At 34.4% G+C, this 17451-nt stretch carries 17 protein-coding genes; 2 read left to right on the top strand and 15 right to left on the bottom strand.

The genetic code is table 11. From position 1 onward, the window contains the following. Positions 1–115 precede the first annotated feature (115 nt). From BR43_RS10555 to BR43_RS10485, 15 genes are all read right to left on the bottom strand, one after another. Positions 116–1258, bottom strand: coding sequence for a sensor histidine kinase (locus tag BR43_RS10555; RefSeq protein WP_084679904.1), 1143 nt, complete (start codon positions 1256–1258; stop codon positions 116–118). Positions 1259–1311: 53 nt separating this feature from the next. Beyond that, positions 1312–2001: a response regulator transcription factor CroR gene (gene croR, locus BR43_RS10550; protein ID WP_034561863.1), complete on the bottom strand. Its 690-nt coding sequence runs from the start codon at positions 1999–2001 to the stop codon at positions 1312–1314. 148 nt (positions 2002–2149) lie between these two features. Then, a complete protein-coding gene (locus tag BR43_RS10545) occupies positions 2150–3703 on the bottom strand; it encodes a Mur ligase family protein (RefSeq protein ID WP_034561861.1) in 1554 nt (517 codons plus the stop codon). A gap of 399 nt (positions 3704–4102) precedes the next feature. Beyond that, positions 4103–5584, bottom strand: coding sequence for an IMP dehydrogenase (guaB, locus tag BR43_RS10540; protein WP_034561859.1), 1482 nt, complete (start codon positions 5582–5584; stop codon positions 4103–4105). A gap of 349 nt (positions 5585–5933) precedes the next feature. Next, positions 5934–6668 carry a DUF1129 domain-containing protein gene (locus tag BR43_RS10535; protein WP_245617856.1) on the bottom strand — a complete coding sequence of 245 codons (735 nt, stop codon included), beginning with the start codon at positions 6666–6668 and terminating at the stop codon, positions 5934–5936. Positions 6669–6708: 40 nt separating this feature from the next. Beyond that, complete coding sequence (gene ychF / locus BR43_RS10530; protein WP_034561854.1) at positions 6709–7809, bottom strand: redox-regulated ATPase YchF; 1101 nt, start codon at positions 7807–7809, stop codon at positions 6709–6711. A gap of 30 nt (positions 7810–7839) precedes the next feature. After that, positions 7840–8028, bottom strand: a complete 189-nt coding sequence (locus tag BR43_RS10525; protein WP_034561852.1) for a DUF951 domain-containing protein — start codon at positions 8026–8028, stop codon at positions 7840–7842. A 28-nt stretch (positions 8029–8056) separates the two neighbouring features. Beyond that, positions 8057–8950 carry a ParB/RepB/Spo0J family partition protein gene (locus tag BR43_RS10520; RefSeq protein WP_034561850.1) on the bottom strand — a complete coding sequence of 298 codons (894 nt, stop codon included), beginning with the start codon at positions 8948–8950 and terminating at the stop codon, positions 8057–8059. Further along, the gene (locus BR43_RS10515; RefSeq protein WP_034561848.1) at positions 8940–9704 is read right to left on the bottom strand and encodes a ParA family protein; all 765 of its coding nucleotides are present in this window, start codon (positions 9702–9704) and stop codon (positions 8940–8942) included. The genes BR43_RS10520 and BR43_RS10515 overlap by 11 nt, the downstream gene beginning before the upstream one ends. A 193-nt stretch (positions 9705–9897) precedes the next feature. Beyond that, a complete protein-coding gene (gene noc / locus BR43_RS10510; protein ID WP_034561846.1) occupies positions 9898–10803 on the bottom strand; it encodes a nucleoid occlusion protein in 906 nt (301 codons plus the stop codon). Between the two features lie 163 nt (positions 10804–10966). Beyond that, a complete protein-coding gene (rsmG, locus tag BR43_RS10505) occupies positions 10967–11683 on the bottom strand; it encodes a 16S rRNA (guanine(527)-N(7))-methyltransferase RsmG (RefSeq protein WP_034561844.1) in 717 nt (238 codons plus the stop codon). Between the two features lie 382 nt (positions 11684–12065). After that, complete coding sequence (locus tag BR43_RS10500) at positions 12066–12257, bottom strand: hypothetical protein (RefSeq protein ID WP_034561841.1); 192 nt, start codon at positions 12255–12257, stop codon at positions 12066–12068. A gap of 22 nt (positions 12258–12279) precedes the next feature. Then, positions 12280–12660 (bottom strand): matrixin family metalloprotease, encoded by a 381-nt coding sequence (locus tag BR43_RS10495; protein ID WP_034561838.1) that lies wholly within the window; start codon positions 12658–12660, stop codon positions 12280–12282. Between the two features lie 302 nt (positions 12661–12962). Then, the gene (locus BR43_RS10490) at positions 12963–13721 is read right to left on the bottom strand and encodes a nucleotidyltransferase domain-containing protein (RefSeq protein ID WP_034561835.1); all 759 of its coding nucleotides are present in this window, start codon (positions 13719–13721) and stop codon (positions 12963–12965) included. Between the two features lie 12 nt (positions 13722–13733). Next, positions 13734–14969 (bottom strand): RtcB family protein, encoded by a 1236-nt coding sequence (locus BR43_RS10485; RefSeq protein WP_034561833.1) that lies wholly within the window; start codon positions 14967–14969, stop codon positions 13734–13736. 242 nt (positions 14970–15211) lie between these two features. On the opposite strand from BR43_RS10485, the gene BR43_RS10480 reads away from it, so the two are divergent. Next, positions 15212–16459, top strand: a complete 1248-nt coding sequence (locus BR43_RS10480; RefSeq protein ID WP_051933912.1) for a WYL domain-containing protein — start codon at positions 15212–15214, stop codon at positions 16457–16459. Beyond that, positions 16452–17429: a WYL domain-containing protein gene (locus tag BR43_RS10475; RefSeq protein WP_034561831.1), complete on the top strand. Its 978-nt coding sequence runs from the start codon at positions 16452–16454 to the stop codon at positions 17427–17429. The genes BR43_RS10480 and BR43_RS10475 overlap by 8 nt, the downstream gene beginning before the upstream one ends. Positions 17430–17451 lie beyond the last annotated feature (22 nt).

Genomic DNA, 17451 nt, shown 5'->3' with positions numbered 1-17451 from the left:
TTACTATTTATTTTATTTTTCTAAATACGGTTTAAATAATCTTAATTTCTTTATATATACCAAGTGTTTCACGCTAAATTGTTTCACGTGAATCATCACGATGTTTCACTTAAATTTAATTTCTAGCTCGATCTTCATTGGATTGCTGTTTCAATGGCAGATGCAAAACAAAGCTAGTTAAATGCGTATCTGAACGTGCGTAAATGTATCCGCCATGAAGTGTCACGATACTTTGGGCAATTGCCAAGCCTAAGCCTGTACCACCGGTTTCTTGTGAACGTGATTCCTCCACACGATAAAAACGATCAAATAATTGATTTAACGATTCTTCAGGAATTTCAGGTCCATCATTATTAACAGAAATAATCACTTCTTTACCAATTTTTTGTGCCTCAATTGTAATCTTTTTACCGCCAACACCATATTTTAAAGCATTGGAAATCAAATTATTAAAAACTCGCACAATTTTTTCAGCATCTGCTTCCATTGGAATAGAAGGTGTTCCTTGCAAGACTTCTATCGTCATACCTTTTTTCTCTGCATCTAATTCAAAATCAGCAGCAAGTTGATCTAGTAATTTCACCATATCAAATTCACTTAAATTTAACGGCGTTGTATGTTGGCGAACCTTTGTGTATTCAAATAAATCTTCTACTAATATCTTCATTTGTTTCGCCTTAATATAAGCAGTATGAGTATATTTTAAAAGTTCTTCTTCATTTTGATACTGTTTGTCTTCAATTAAACCAAGATAGCCAATAATAGATGTCAATGGTGTACGAATATCATGACTAACATTCGTAATCAGTTCATCCTTTGATTGCTCAATCTTACGTTCCTCATCCATCGCAGCTACTGTACTATCTACCAAAACATGGATACTATTAACAACCTTACTCATATCTCCAGACAGTTCAAATGGAATTCGATGATCATAGTGACCTTCCGCAATATAATGAAGTTCACTAATTACATGGCGTAGTTGCATTTGTTTGTATCGTCTTTTTAAGCGCCAAAAAACAGCAATACCGCCTGTAATAATAAGAATAACAATGAAAATCATTTTATAGGATAAAATTTTAACATTTCCTATTGTTACTGAAGTTTTAAAAATCCAAATAGAATCTTTTAAATTAGGTGAAATTTCAACTAACTGATCTGAAATAATTAGTACAGCTAAATAAAGCAAGTAAATCAAGCCTGCTGTAATAAATCCTTCAAATATCAATTCGCTTTTTTCTTTTCCTGTTAACTTCAACTCTTTGATTCATCTCCTTAGGGGTATTCATCCATTCTCAATCTAGCTCTCTTTTAGCGTGCTTCGATCTTGTAGCCAACGCCCCAAACAGTTTGAACCACTTTTTCACCACCAGTTGCTTCTTCAATCTTATCTCGCAAATGACTTACGTGTACCATAACTGTTTTTGCTGATACTAAGCTCTCTTGTTGCCAAACTCGTTCAAAAATCTCATCTGCACTAAAGACCCGATTAGGATGACTTGCTAGCAAGTACAAAATACCAAATTCTAAGGCCGTTAATTGAATGGATTTGCCAGAAATCGTTGTCACTTCATGTGAGTCTTTTTGAATCACTAAAGGTCCAATTTCCAAAATATCTGGTTCATCGTTCGTAACTTGGTAATTACTACGACGCAATAACGACTTGATGCGAGCCATTACTTCTAAAGGGTTGAATGGTTTAGCTACATAATCATCTGCACCAGTAATCAATCCTTGAATTTTATCCATATCTGTTGTTTTTGCGCTCAACATTAAAATAGGCATTTGAGATTCCTTGCGAATTTCTTTGACAACTTCAATACCGTCCATCTTAGGCATCATTACATCTAGCACCATTAAATCAATATCTGGATTCGTCACTAATTTTGTGATTGCCTCTTTACCATTATAAGCTTTTTCAACTTCATAGCCTTCATTTTTTATATAAATACTTAATAATTCAACAATTTCTTTATCATCATCGACAACTAAAATTTTCATAAATGCTCTCCTTATGATTCGCTAATATTTTTTAATTATAGCTTCATCATAACAGATATTACTAAAGATTTCCTTAAACTCAACTAACACTGCTGAGCTATAAAGGTTTCTTAAACTTTTCTTATAAAAAGAGAGCCTCCCCTTTTGATTACTCACTTACTATATTTAAAGTGTCTTCTACTACTTGGCGATCTGTCAAGTAGGGTTCATTTATACCTTTTCGTTTTTGAAAATTATCACTACCCTTACCAATTACCAAGAGGATATCTCCAGATTCAGTTAAATCTAGACCTTTTTTAATTGCTTTTGGTCGATCTATTTCAATTTCAAAAGGAACAAACCCTTCCAAATGCGTTCCAACTTCTTGACAAATGGCTAATGAATCTTCAAATCCAGGATCATCCTCCGTTAGGATTACATAATCTGCTAATTGTGCAGCAATCTCCCCTAAATCTTTGCGTCTTGAAATACCTTTATCCCCAGGACAGCCGAATACTACAATTTTTTTACCTTTAGGATAGTAAGAATTTGCCCAAATCAGTAATTTTTTCAAGCTAATGCCGTTATGAGCATAATCAACGACAATTAATCGTTTTGAATCGACAATCATTTCCATTCTTCCAGGAACTTTGACCTGAGCCAATCCTTTTTGAATTTCTTCCTCACTACAACCTAAATAACGAGTAGCCGCAATTGCAACTAATGCATTCTCTAGATTAACTGAACCAAATAAATTTAATTGAAAATTGGTTTTCGTTAAAGGTTCCCCTGTAACCAATAAAGAATTTTCTAATACCTCAAAAGTCACATGCTCCTCATGATTCTCAGTTTCTCCCAAAGTATAATGAATATCTCCTTGATTTTCTTGATCAATTCCAGTCCAGATAACCTTTGCACTATTTTCAGTAACAGCTTGTTTAATTTCTGGTAAGGCTAGTGTATTTGAATGAACAACGATTGCCTCACTATGTTTAAATAGTTTTAATTTGTGGGCTAGATAGTCCTCAAAGTCAGGATGTTCATTTTCACCAATATGATCTGGGAAGATGTTTAAAAAAATACCTAAATCATAATGAAGTTGAAAAACACGATTCATCAAATAAGCCTGGGAAGAAACCTCCATTACTAAATCTGTGTAACCTTGTTCCACCGCTTGATTCATTAAACAATATAAATCTAACGATTCAGGTGTTGTTAACGTTGATGGAAAAGAACCATTTCCAACATCCGTCGAAACTGTCGAAAACAATGCAGTTTTATGTCCATTTTGTTGATCTAAAATACTTTTAATAAAAAAAGCTGTAGTTGTTTTTCCTTTTGTTCCAGTAATTCCAATCAAGCGTAACTTCTTTTGTGGATACCCATAAAAATGCATCGCAACTAGAGCCATGGATTTCTGACTATTTTTCACAATAATTCCCGGAATTGCTACATTTATATTTAATTTATTCAATAACTTTTCTTCTATTAAATAGCTTGTTGCACCGTTAGAGATAGCATCAGCTAGATATTCTTCTTTAAAATTAGCACCCTTACAAAAAAACAAACCATTTTTCTGATACTCTCGGGAGTCAAAACTAAGGTTTTTAATTAAACTATTTTTATTATCTTCATCTATCTGTTTCTCATTAGAAAGATCAATGAATTGTTTATGATCTTTTAGCAACTGAATAATTTCTTTAAAAGAAAGGGTTATGTCCATAATCTTAGTTCACTTCTTTCCAATAATCTGTGATTATTCTTATTTTACATACATACTTCTTTTCAATAATAACGACATTCTATTTTGATTTCAATGCTCTACGCAAAAAAAATTTTAAGCCTTGTACATTTTGTGACTCTTGCAAATTTCTGTCACAAAAAGGAAATTACCACTACTTATATATGATTTTAAAACAACTAAAGTAATAAATAAATTACATATTGCTTTGTTTTTCGTTATCATTTTCATAAGCTTCCCTTAATAATAACCATATCTTATTAGAATTTCAATCTTATCTCGCAAAAAAATCTGCTAGTTAAATAATTTATGAATTTCTTTAACTTTACAAAACAAAAAAACAACCTTGCAATCAGATTCGATTACAAGGTTGTTTGAATTTTATTGTACAGAATAGTTTGGTGCTTCTTTAGTAATTTGAACATCATGTGGATGTGATTCACGTAAACCAGCGCCACTCATACGGATAAATTGCGCATCATCACGTAAATATTTCAAGTCTGCTGCTCCCACGTAACCCATACCAGCTTTTAAACCACCAATCATTTGGAAAATAATGTCACTAACGCTACCTTTGTAGGCAACTCGTCCTTCAATTCCTTCTGGAACTAATTTGTTTGCTTCATTGGTACCACCTTGGAAATAACGGTCACTAGAGCCCTTTTCCATTGCGCCTAAACTTCCCATACCACGATATGTTTTGAAACGACGACCTTGGAAAATTTCAAATTCACCTGGAGATTCATCTGTTCCAGCTAACATACTTCCTAACATTACTGCATGTCCACCCGCTGCAATAGCTTTAACAATATCTCCAGAATACTTGATCCCGCCATCAGCAATAATCGTGCGACCATATTCACGAGCAACTTCTGCTGCATCATAAATCGCCGTTAATTGAGGAACACCAACACCCGCAACTACACGAGTTGTACAAATTGAACCCGGTCCAATCCCAACTTTAACAACATCAACACCAACGTCATATAATGCACGAGTTGCTTCACCAGTTGCTACATTACCAGCAATCAATGTTGCTTCTGGGAAATGTTCACGAATTTCTTTAATCTTACGGATAACACCTGCACTGTGACCATGAGCTGTATCGATAATAATTGCATCTGCACCAGCATCTAGTAACGCACCAGCACGATCAAAAGTATCTGTAGTCACTCCAACTGCTGCTGCAACTAACAAACGACCATGCTCATCTTTAGCTGCATTAGGAAATTCAATAACTTTTTCGATATCTTTAATTGTAATTAAACCACTTAATCGACCTTCTGCATCAACTATTGGTAATTTTTCAATTTTGTGTTTTTGTAAAATTTGCTCTGCTTCTTTTAATGAAGTCCCAATTGGAGCTGTTACTAGCTCATCCTTAGTCATAACTTCATCAATCTTAATTGTATAATCTGTTACAAAACGTAAATCACGGTTTGTTAAGATTCCAACCAGGACACGGTCTTCCATATTATTCACAATTGGAACACCACTAATACGATAACGTCCCATCAATTCTTCTGCATCTGAAACTAAGTGATCAGGAGTCAAAAAGAATGGATCGATAATAACGCCACTTTCAGAACGTTTTACTTTTCTAACTTCGTCTGCTTGCTGTTGGATGCTCATATTTTTATGAATAACACCTAATCCACCTTGACGTGCCATTGCAATTGCCATCTTAGAATCTGTTACTGTATCCATACTCGCACTCATTAGCGGAATATTTAGCTTAAGATTTTTAGCCAATTGTACACTCATATTTACATCATTAGGTAAAACATGGCTTTCTGCAGGGATTAGTAAAACGTCATCAAATGTGTAGCCCTCTTTAGCAAATTTCGTTTCCCAGTTAGACATTTTTAACAACCACTCCTTCGATTTTTTTAGTTAATTTGGATAAGATTTTAATTACAAAATTAACAGAGAATTAACCATTCGTCAAGCCTATAAATCAATGAATTCTCTTTCAATTAAAAAAAAGAAGAAAGTAGTCAGTTTTTTGACAGTTTTATGAAAATATAATGAGAAAAACACGAATTATATAATTTTTTTTATATTGTTTTTTCTAACTAATTTGACTTACCTGTCTTAAAAAATTAATACGATATTGACCATACTCATCCTTCATTCTTATCTTTTTTTAAATTGGCTATTTAATAAAAAAAATCCCCTCATTGTTAAATGAGAAGATTCTTTTCTATTCTAATTAAAAAATTCCACCACGAACATTGTAAGTCTTTTTAAAGTACCATTTCCCAGCAAATGCCGCTGCCGCTACAATTAAATAACCAATTGGTGGCAATACAATATTAAGTGAAGCCGGTAAATAACTCATCGATAGAGTCATTACTAATAGCCAAGCCAACATCGCCGCTCCGACTACTAAGATATAACGGAAAATTCCGCCTTTTTTCTTACCGGAGCCATCGCGTCCTGGAGTATTCTTAGCAATTAACAGAACGACTAGACCGCCTCCAAAGAAGTTTAAAATTAAAGTAAGTAGCCCCCTCTCACTGCCACTGCTTTGTCCTTTGCCAATCAAACCTGTCGCTCCCATAACTAAGGACATCAAGGCAACCATCATTAAACCACCATCAACAAAGATTTCCCAATCTTTAGACGGTGCATTTGCAGCCGCTTTTCTTGGTCCATCTAAAAGCGTAGTTGTTTGTTCTGTTACTGTACCATACAATTGACGAGCAGTTTGACCTGTTTTTTGCCCTTCAACTAATGCTGGTAGCATCTCACCATAGATCTCAATCTTACGCTCATCTGATAAATTGGCTGCACTTAAAGCCTTATCTAGACTCATCATGTACTGCTCATTACGTTTAGTTAATTTTGTTTGTAAATCTTCATTTTGTTTGATTAATTTATCAAGTTCTTCTTGTCCCAACGTATTAATGCCCCTTTCAAAACGCGGCAAATCCTTGCTACGCAAACGTGAATTGTTCCTCCAACATAACTGATTCTATCAACTATTATACATTAAAGCGGAATAACATTACATCGCCATCTTGAACGATATATTCTTTACCTTCCAAACGTACACGTCCAGCTTCTTTAGCAGCTGGCATACTTTCATACTTATCTAAATCTTCAAACGAAACAGTTTCAGCACGAATAAAACCATGTTCAAAATCTGAGTGAATGATCCCTGCAGCTTGAGGTGCTTTAATTCCTTTTTTGAAAGTCCAAGCTCTAACTTCTTGAACACCTGCAGTAAAGTATGTTGCTAAACCTAATAAATCATAAGCAGAACGAATTAATTGATCTAAACCTGATTCTTTAATTCCAAGTTCTGTTAAAAATTCAGATTTTTCATCATCATCTAATTCAGCAATTTCTTCTTCAATACGAGCACAAATTACATTTACTTCTGCGTTCTCACTAGCTGCAAATTCACGGACTTGTTTTACATAATCATTTTCTTCTGCATCGCCAACTTCATCTTCAGAAACATTGGCTACATATAAAACTGGCTTAGTTGTTAATAAGAATAAGCCTTTAACGTATTTTTCTTCTTCTTCAGTAAATTCAATCGTACGCGCTGATTTACCTTCTTCTAAAACCGGTTTGATTTTTTCTAAAATTGCAAATTCAGCCAATGCATCTTTATCTTTTGTACGTGCAATTTTACCAACACGTGTATGGCGTTTCTCAACTGATTCCAAATCTGCTAAAACTAACTCTAGATTAATAGTTTCAATATCTGCAATCGGATTAATTCGACCATCAACGTGAGTGATATTTTCATCATCGAAACAACGTACTACGTGACAAATCGCATCTACTTGGCGGATATGGCTTAAGAATTTATTTCCTAATCCTTCACCTTTACTAGCGCCTTTTACAATCCCAGCAATATCAGTAAATTCAAAAGTTGTGGGTACTGTTTTCTTTGGTGTTACTAGTTCCGTCAAGCGTGCTAAACGATAATCTGGTACCTCTACCATTCCAACATTTGGATCGATTGTTGCAAATGGATAATTCGCTGCCTCTACTCCAGCTTTTGTAATCGCGTTAAATAATGTTGATTTCCCAACGTTTGGTAATCCTACAATTCCTGCTGTTAATGCCATTTTTTATTCACACTATCCTTTTCTGTCATTTTAGTTTGTTTCTGTAGTTTCCAGTACTTTTTTCATCTTTTTTTCAAATTCTCTTCTGGGCATCATCACCATGTGACCACACTTTTCACATTTAATACGGATATCCATCCCCATGCGAATGATTTGCCAACGATTCGTACCACAAGGATGCGGCTTCTTCATCTCAACAATATCGTTCAATTGATACATCTGTCTCACACCCACTCATTTAAAATTCTTACTCTTCATCATCAAATTGAATCTCTAAAATATCTAAAATCCGAGTCAAATCATCTGTTGATAAATATTCAATCTCAATTTTCCCTTTGTTGCCCTTGTCACTAATTTGAACGGCTGTGCCAAATTTATCCATTAAACGATCTTCGCTTTCACGAATATAATAAGGTTTCTTTTCAGCTCTTTCAGGTTTCACATCTTGTTCTTTTGGTTGATTTAATTGAGTCACTAATTGCTCCAATTGTCTAACTGTTAAATTATCACGAACCACTTTATTCGCAATTTTGATAATTGAGCGTTTGTCTTTTAAGCCAAGTAAAGTACGAGCTTGTCCCATTGAGATTTCATCGTTTTGCAACATTTTTTTCACTGTCTCTGGTAAGCCTAATAATCTTAGATAGTTCGCAATATACGGACGACTTTTCCCTAAACGTTTGGCTACTTCTTCTTGCGTTAATTTTAATTTTTTCATCAGCATATCATATGCTTCTGCCTCTTCAAGAGATGTCAAATCTTCACGTTGCAGATTTTCTAAAACGGCTACTTCCATCATTCGTTCTTCATTAAATACACGAACAATTGCTGGAATTGTTGTTTTACCTGCTAGTTTTGACGCGCGAAAGCGACGTTCACCAGCAATAATCTCATAACCTTTAATTGTTGATTCACGGACAATAATCGGTTGAAAAACACCAGAGTTACGAATCGAATCAGCCAGTTCATTCAAGGCTTCTTCATCAAATGTTTTACGTGGTTGGTAAGGATTTGGACGAATTTCATCTAAAGGGAGTTCTTTAACTAGTTCATTGGTTACATCAATCTCATCAAGCTCTGAATAGTCCCCAAAAAGGGCATCAATTCCTCTACCTAAGCCTTTGCTATTTTTATTGACCATTTGCTAACACTTCCTTTGCTAACTCTAGATATACTTCTGCGCCTCTTGAACGTGGATCGTAATCAATAATCGATAAGCCATGACTTGGTGCTTCTGACAAACGAATGTTGCGTGGAATAATGGTTTTGTATACTCGTTCACGGAAATATTTTTTTACTTCATCGACAACTTCATAGCCTAAATTCGTACGAGCATCTAACATCGTTAACAACACTCCCTCAATCTTCAAATCAGGATTAAAATGCTTTTGAACTAAACGAACGGTATTGAGCAATTGACTAAGCCCTTCCAATGCGTAATATTCACACTGAACAGGAATTAAAATTGAATCGCTAGCTGTAAATGAATTAATTGTTAAATGTCCCAACGAAGGAGGGCAATCAATTAATATATAGTCATATTGGTCGGTTACTTGCGCTAATGCTTGTTTTAAACGTGATTCTCTTGCCATTTGGGTAGTCAGCTCAATCTCTGCCCCGGCTAATTGAATCGTAGCTGGAATAATCCAAAGATTCTCTCTTGAAGTCTGAATAACAACTTCTTCAACTGGAGTTTCATTCACTAAAATATCATAAATATCTTTTTCAACGTCGGCTTTACGTACGCCTAATCCACTGGTGGCATTTCCTTGTGCATCAATGTCAACCAACAAGATTTTTTTCCCATAATAGGCTAAACACGCACCTAAATTGACTGTAGTCGTTGTTTTTCCAACGCCACCCTTTTGATTTGCAACTGATATAATTCGTGCCATTGTATTTCCTCCGTTTTTCGCAAAGCGCTGTATAGGCTTTATTCCTATCGGCTAAACATTATTTGGTACTGCCTTTATTTTCATTTTATATTGAGCAATTAGCAACAATCAAAATAAAATAAGAGAATAAGCTTCGATGCATAACTTATTCTCTTACGCATCTTTCAAAATGAAGAAATTCATTTATCGCTCATTATTTATCTTGATTTTTATTTTTAGGGATTTCAATTGTAATCCGATAAACATCTTCTAAATCCTCTTCTTCGGTTTTCATATCAATGCCTGTGTCTGTTACCATTGTGATTGATTTCTTAATTGTATTTAGCGCTAAACGAACATCCTTAGAAATCCCTTTTTTGCGTTTCTTTTTCTTAACAGGTACGGATCCGTTTTTTTCAGCAACTAATTTTTTAACAATTTCTTCGGTTTCTTTAACTGTCAGGTTTTCGGTAATAATCGTTGTCAAAACCTCAGCTTGGGCGTTTTCTTCTAACGCCAATAAACTTCGACCATGTCGCTCTGAAATTTCTTGCGTCAACAAAGCCTGTTGAACTGGTGTAGAAAGTTTCAGTAGGCGTAATTTATTCGCAACAAATGATTGGCTTTTCCCAATTCTTTGTGCCAATGCTTCCTGTGTAATACTATTCAGCTCAATCAATCCTTGGTACGCTTTTGCTTCTTCAATTGAAGTTAATTCTTCACGTTGCAAATTCTCAATCAAAGCAACAGATGCTGTTTCAGTATCTGACATTTCTTGGACAATTGCTGGAACAGTTTCCCATTCTAAAAGCATCATCGCTCTGAAACGACGTTCTCCTGCAATTATTTCATATTCATTCGGAGCATATTCGCGAATTACAATAGGTTGGATTAACCCATGAATGTGAATCGTGCGAGCTAGCTCGTTTAGTCGTTCTTCATTGAAAATCTTACGTGGTTGAAATCGGTTGGGTACAATTTGTTTCGCCTCAATCGATTGAACCTTTTGGTGCGCCTCTTCTGCTTCAATAGTGTCATTGACTACTTCCGGCACAACTTCATCAAGTTTTTCAGTTTTCTTTTTTGATTTTCCTGAACCAAATAAATCAGACAAAGCCATCTTTTTCTCTCCTTCAGTCATCTTTTCCTATTATAAGCTCAGATTTGCTACTCATTCTTAACAAGAATGTCATTTATAAAAGGAACTTCTTATGTTCCTATTGTAACAAAAATTCTCTATTTGTAATAGTCTTTACACAACTTCACTCCATAGCGAATTAAGTTTATAATGGTTTACGATTTGGTGTCCCTGGTTTTCTAGGATACGTTTTAGGCGTTTCTTTTTTCTTATCGATTAAAATAATATGTCGTTCCCCAGCTTCATGTGGCAAATGACAGACAATATCCTCACGAACTTTTCCACCTAACAAGCTAATAGCGCGCTCGCCCTCTTTCATTTCTTCATGACTATTGCTAGCCTTCAAAGCAATAAAAAGTCCGCCTTTTTTTACTAACGGTAAGCATAATTCAGTTAAAACGCTCATCTTAGCAACAGCACGAGCTGTTACAAAATCAAAACTGGCACGAAACTGCTTGTTTTGACCGAATGTTTCCGCACGATCATGATAAAAATGCACATTTTCCAACTCTAACGTCTCAGCTAGTAAGTTTAAAAATTGAATGCGTTTATTTAATGAATCGACAATTGTTACCTCTAATTTTGGAAACACAATCTTTAGGGGGATGCTTGGAAAACCAGCACCAGCACCTACATCACATAAGCTTTGGACCCCTTTGTTAAAATCCACATATAAGCCAGCTAGAATGGAGTCATAAAAGTGTTTCAAATACACTTCTTCCTCTTCTGTTATGGCAGTTAAATTAATTTTTTCATTCCACTCTTGTAGCAATAGTAAATATTGCTCAAATTGGTGCATTTGTTTATCAGTCAATGGAATTCCCTTTTCAAGAAGGGCTTCCTTAAATTCTTCTGGATTCACGAATTCACGCTCCTTTTTGATAACGTGAAACACAATTTTGTTTCACAAATCTATCTTTTTAACTTTAATACAAATGCTCTTGAAGTGCAATGGTTATTTTAAATTTTTTTTTAATTAATTAATGATTTTGAACATATAATGAAGAAATTGGATAAATCTTTAAAATTTGTTCCCCTATATTGTTTAACAATGCATCACTAATGAAATTTAATAAACTTGGAAATGTTTATTTTATTACAATAGTATTTTATTCTTAAACTAAAGGGAGATTGGAGGGAAAACTTGAAACATATATCTAAAAATTTAAAAAGAAAATGGGAAACGCTTGGCTGCTCTCAAGAAACCGTTGCTAACTACTTAAATATTTCAAGACAGTCTATCTCTAGTTAGTTGCCATTACCACTTCACGATCAAAAATAGTAGCTTTGTGATTTTTTTTATTGAACTCATCTCTATTATCTTCTTTTATCCCAAATTCATCACCTTTAAGAAACACGTACTTTTTATTCACTATAGTTACAACTACTATCAAAGTGACTATTAAAGTCACAAAAACACGAATTTTTGTCCTCATTTATAAATACCTCTTCTTTAATTTATTTATATATATAATTTATTCCGTTCCGTTCATCTCGACCCGGACTATTTACAAAGGTCTTAAATCCGTTGCTGTGCATTAAAGAATTACTTACATCAGAATGCTGCAGTCCAAATGCATGACCAATTTCATGAGCATCTTTATGCCAAGAACTTAGGCATCCATAATATCCCCAAATACGAATTTTAGCCCAATACCAATTTGAAGCATTTGCATTAATCGAACTTGATCCAGTCATAAAATAAGTAGTTCCTGCAACCGAGCCATTCATTCCTGGTGTTCTTTCAATATCAATAATACTAGATTTCTGAGTAGTCGTTTCTCTAAATGTTATTGGTGTATATATACCAGTTCCGTTACTATGAACCCGCTTATTCATCACACTTCTTATGCGACTTGTCTCTGATCCAGCTGACCAGTCTATAAAATAGTATTGTGTATTTCTTCCATAGTTACCAATTCCATTTGATAACCTATGTCTGTTGTATATCGCATATGCATTAGCTACATTTGGAACTAGACTAATGACAACAACGATAGTAAAAAAACTCCTAGAATTATTTTTTTATATGTGACTATTTTGATATCCTGTTTTTACAGCCGACACATATTATTATATAAATTACAAAAAAACTTATAAAAAAAAGACCCCAAAATACTATTGAGATCTCTTGACGACTTCTATAAATATTTTCTAAACACTTGATCCAGCTGCCCATAACTTAGTGGCGATTGTTTTTCTGCTTCAACTTTTAATTGTTCCTCCAATCTTGCTAGTTGTGATTTGATAAATTCATGTAATACTGGGCTACGAGCTTCTAAATCCAATTCATCGCCGCGTTTTTTCCGAACTAATAAGTCAGCAACTTCCGCTAAAAAATCTGATTGTAATTGTGGCAATACTAATAAGTCTTCAAAACGAACTGGTGGTGCAGTCTGATAAACCTCTATCCAGAGACAAGCTAATATCGGTCGCAAGACATAAAAGTATTTTTTGATTTTAACTTGTTTTCCTTGTAAATAATCTCTAAAGTTACCATTCGCCATATGATAATAGTGATACATTAAATGCTTTTTAGATAGGTGCTTCTCTGCTAATTGGCGTAACTCTTCTGCTAATCCACCAACTTCTTGGTACACAATTGGTGATTTTAACCATTCAATTAAAGAAGGGTTACTTTTTCTTAGTAAGGTTAACGTCTTTTGCAAGTCCCAACCACAGACATCTAACTCATCATCAATCGGACATTCAATTACATCTCGTTTTGGCGCTAAGGATAAGTACCAATCTTCTGTATGAACATAGATAAATCGAACATCATAATCACTATCTTTAGATGGAAATCCCCATGCACGACTGCCTGACTCGACAGCGTATAAAACTCTGACTTGATGCTCTTTTTCAATTTTTAATAATGCTTGTTTGATTATTTCTCTCATAGTTGATTCCTCCTATCCTTTAACAACACCGATTGTTTTTAATTTTTTAATTGGGTGTACCAAATCTTTTTGATTCTCCATCACTTCATCGATATTCTTATAGGCAAACCGGCTTTCTTCTGCCACATCTGCTAAATTTCGTTTGCCAATAATCACTTCTTGCTCTTTTAAATCTGTTAAGACTTCTTGGCTTGGAAAGTTTTCTTTGGCTTTTGTTCGTGAATAAACTCGACCTGCCCCATGACTTGAAGAATGGAAACTTTCCTCATTACCTAAACCACGAACTAGATAGCTATATGAACCCATTGCTCCTGGAATAATTCCTAACTCATTTTTTCTAGCTCTTGTAGCCCCTTTGCGATGTACCCAAACATTCTCCCCGTAATGATGTTCAAGTGACGCATAGTTGTGGTGACAGTTAATTTTGCTTGAAAACTCAGTCTCAGTCCCAACATGCTGGTAAACTAAATCAGCAAAAATATTCATCGTTTTAGCTAGCATCGCTTCACGATTTTCAAAAGCGTAATCTAAAGCCAAATTCATCCATTTCAGATACTCTTGTCCTTCCCAAGAACTTGTTGGCAAGAATGCCAATCGACTATTTTCAGGTAAGGAACTATACCATTTTTGATTTAGTTCCAACGCCAGCTTTTGAAAATGCTGACAAACAACCGCTCCTAAATGACGACTTCCGGAATGCAACATGATGCCTATCATTCCCTGTTCATCAACTTGAAGCTCAATAAAATGATTGCCTCCGCCTAATGTTCCTGTTTGATAATAAGCACCTTCCAATATTTTTTCAGCATCTGGAAAGCTTTTGTATTGCTTATATTGACGGAAAGCTTCATCAATAACAACCGATTCTTGCTTGACTTGATAACATTGTTTCCCAACTGGAATCTCTTTCAACAACGTTTGAATCATTAATTCCAATAAACTGTTTTTCTCAACTTGAACGGATTTAATTGACTCCAAGCTAATATTAGTTTGGATATAACACATACCACAACCAATATCCATCCCAACTGCAAATGGAACAATCACCCCTTTGGTCGCTAAAACTCCACCAATTGGCATCCCCGCCCCAAGATGGGTATCTGGCATTAACGCTAACCACTTATGTACAAAAGGTAATTGAGCAACTGCCTTCGCTTGATCCAAACACCCTTGTTCAATTTTCGATTCATCAGATAACCAAATTTTAATTGGTTTCATTTTTTCTGTTTTTTTATAATACGTATACATAATCTTGCTTCCCTTCATTCTTCTTGATATCTTTATCCTACAAGAATTGAACGAAAAGCTCCTCTCTAAAAAGGTGCGCACTCACTCCTTTTTTAATTCTCACTTAAACTATACGTAAAAAAGTCCGATTCTTTCTAAACTAATTTAAATTGTTAAAGATTCTCGAAAAACCTAGTTTCAATTATGTACTCTTTACGTTAAACTAAATAGAGAACACTCGTTACTCATGGAGGTTTATAACAATGGCAAAAACTTTTAATGAACTAATCAAAAATTTTTCTGTAATTCGACAATATGTGCGAGATTTTTATATTTATGGCTTTAAGCAACGAGAAGATTTTACTCATAAAAGCTCACGAAGTTATGACAATGAGCGACGACGAATTGAAAGTTACCTTGCCGAGTATGTTACTTGGGATTATATTGGTAAAAAAAAAGTAATGCGTTTAACAATAGATACTAAAAAATTAACTGAAAATCCTTTATTTGCAGTCTGGAAAGCTAAGACTTTTACCCGTAATGATATCTTTTTACATTTTATTTTACTAGATATTCTTCAAATAGATAATCCCTTTTCTTTAAATCAGATTCTTGACCGAATCGACCAAAACTACTTAATCCATTTTGAAGATGATTACTTAATTGAACCTTTGACCTTACGAAAAAAGCTAAAAGAATATGTACAACTTGGAATTTTAACTGAAGCTAAACTCGAGAAAGAACTCGTATTTTGCTTGGTTCCACCCATCACAATCAAATCCGAGTTACAACTAGCTTTAGATTTCTATAAAGACTCTGCTCCAATTGGGATTCTTGGTCATTTTTTAGCACAACAAAAAACAACTGAACAAATTTCACATTTTTTTAGCTATAAACATTATTTCGTTGTTCATACTTTAGAAGAACAAATTTTGTTAAACTTACTAGATGCCATTCAGTCTAAAACACGAGTATTGCTAACTTTTCCTAAAGGACATGAAGTTCCATTTACACCTGTTAGAATCATGGTAAGTGTTGAAACAGGGCGACAATATGTAGTCGGAAGAAGCCCACAAAGAAAATTTTTAAAAACCTATCGCTTAGATCAAATTGAAACCGTCACTGGCAACCAAGTTGATCCTTTATTTGCAGAAATAAAACAGCAATATCTCGCATTCCAGGCATACACTTGGAATGCTGGATTTGCTAATAATCCTCCTCAACAATTACGAGTAACCTTATCCATTAATGAAGCAACTGAATTTTATTTAATTGAACGTATTGAAAGTGAAGGTCGAATGGGAACTTTGAAACGTATTGATCATAATTTATTTCTTTATCATGTTACGCTTCACGATTTACACAGCATTAATCCTTTTTTAAGAACCTTAATCGGGCGAATTGTCGATATTGAGACGAGCAATCAACAGTGGAAAAAACAATTTTTAGAGGATTTAGATGCTCTCTATCGTATTTATTTACCAAAGGAAGTGGATACTAGCGATGAATAAAGAATTATTTAGTGAGGTTTATGGACTTTATTATCAAATTGTTGGACATTTGTTGGCCGAAGATCGAAGTTTAAGCGTTCAAGAGTTAGCAACAACTATTCAGGAGATGGGGTTTGAAGAAACAGTTGTAAGCTTGCTACCACAGCTTACAACACCTGATGGTTGGCATTTATTTTATGAAAAAGAGCCTAATGAATGGCATTCTCTTTTATTAGAAGGCTCAGTCAAAAAAGTTCATACAACCTTGGAAAAATCTTGGCTAAAAGCCATTTTATTAGATGAAAAAATAAACTTATTCGTTTCTATTGACTATAAAAAGGAATTACTTGCTGAACTAAAAGAGATTCCACCTTTATTTCGTCAAAAGGATATTCTTTATTACGATCAGTTTAAATTCAGTGATCCATTTGCTGATCCCACCTATCAACAAGCTTTCAAAGTGCTTACTAAAGCTTTAACTGACAAAAAAACAGTGGAAATAAACTACCAACGTCGAACGAATGAGGTGAATTCTGAAGGAATATACATTCCCTTACAGCTTGAATATTCAAAAAAGAATAACAAGTTTCGTCTACAAGCACTGAAACAAATTAGTCCTAAAAAATGGATAAACATGACACTGAATATCAGCAAAATTCAATCAGTCAAACTAACGGAAGATTCTATTCCTAATCAAACTTTCCCACAATCTAAAGAAAAAATGATTTGTTGTTTAATCCATAATCAGCGAAATGCTCTGGAGCGGGCGATGCTCCATTTTTCTGATTACCGTAAAGAAACTGTAAAAACTGAGCAAGATAATTATTATAAAATGACGTTATACTATCCTCAACAAAATGAAACAGAGCTGTTAATTGAACTGCTTTCTTTTGGACCCATGATTCAAGTTACTGAACCTAAAAGATTTATTGAATTGATGTGTAAAAGAGTAAAAGATCAATTACAACTAGCTGTCCACACTAACATATAAAAAATAAACAGAAAGACTGAGG

Source organism: Carnobacterium gallinarum DSM 4847, assembly GCF_000744375.1.
GTDB lineage: Bacteria > Bacillota > Bacilli > Lactobacillales > Carnobacteriaceae > Carnobacterium > Carnobacterium gallinarum.
The sequence above is the reverse complement of the archived record's forward strand: the minus strand, read 5'-3'. Positions and strand labels throughout refer to the sequence as shown.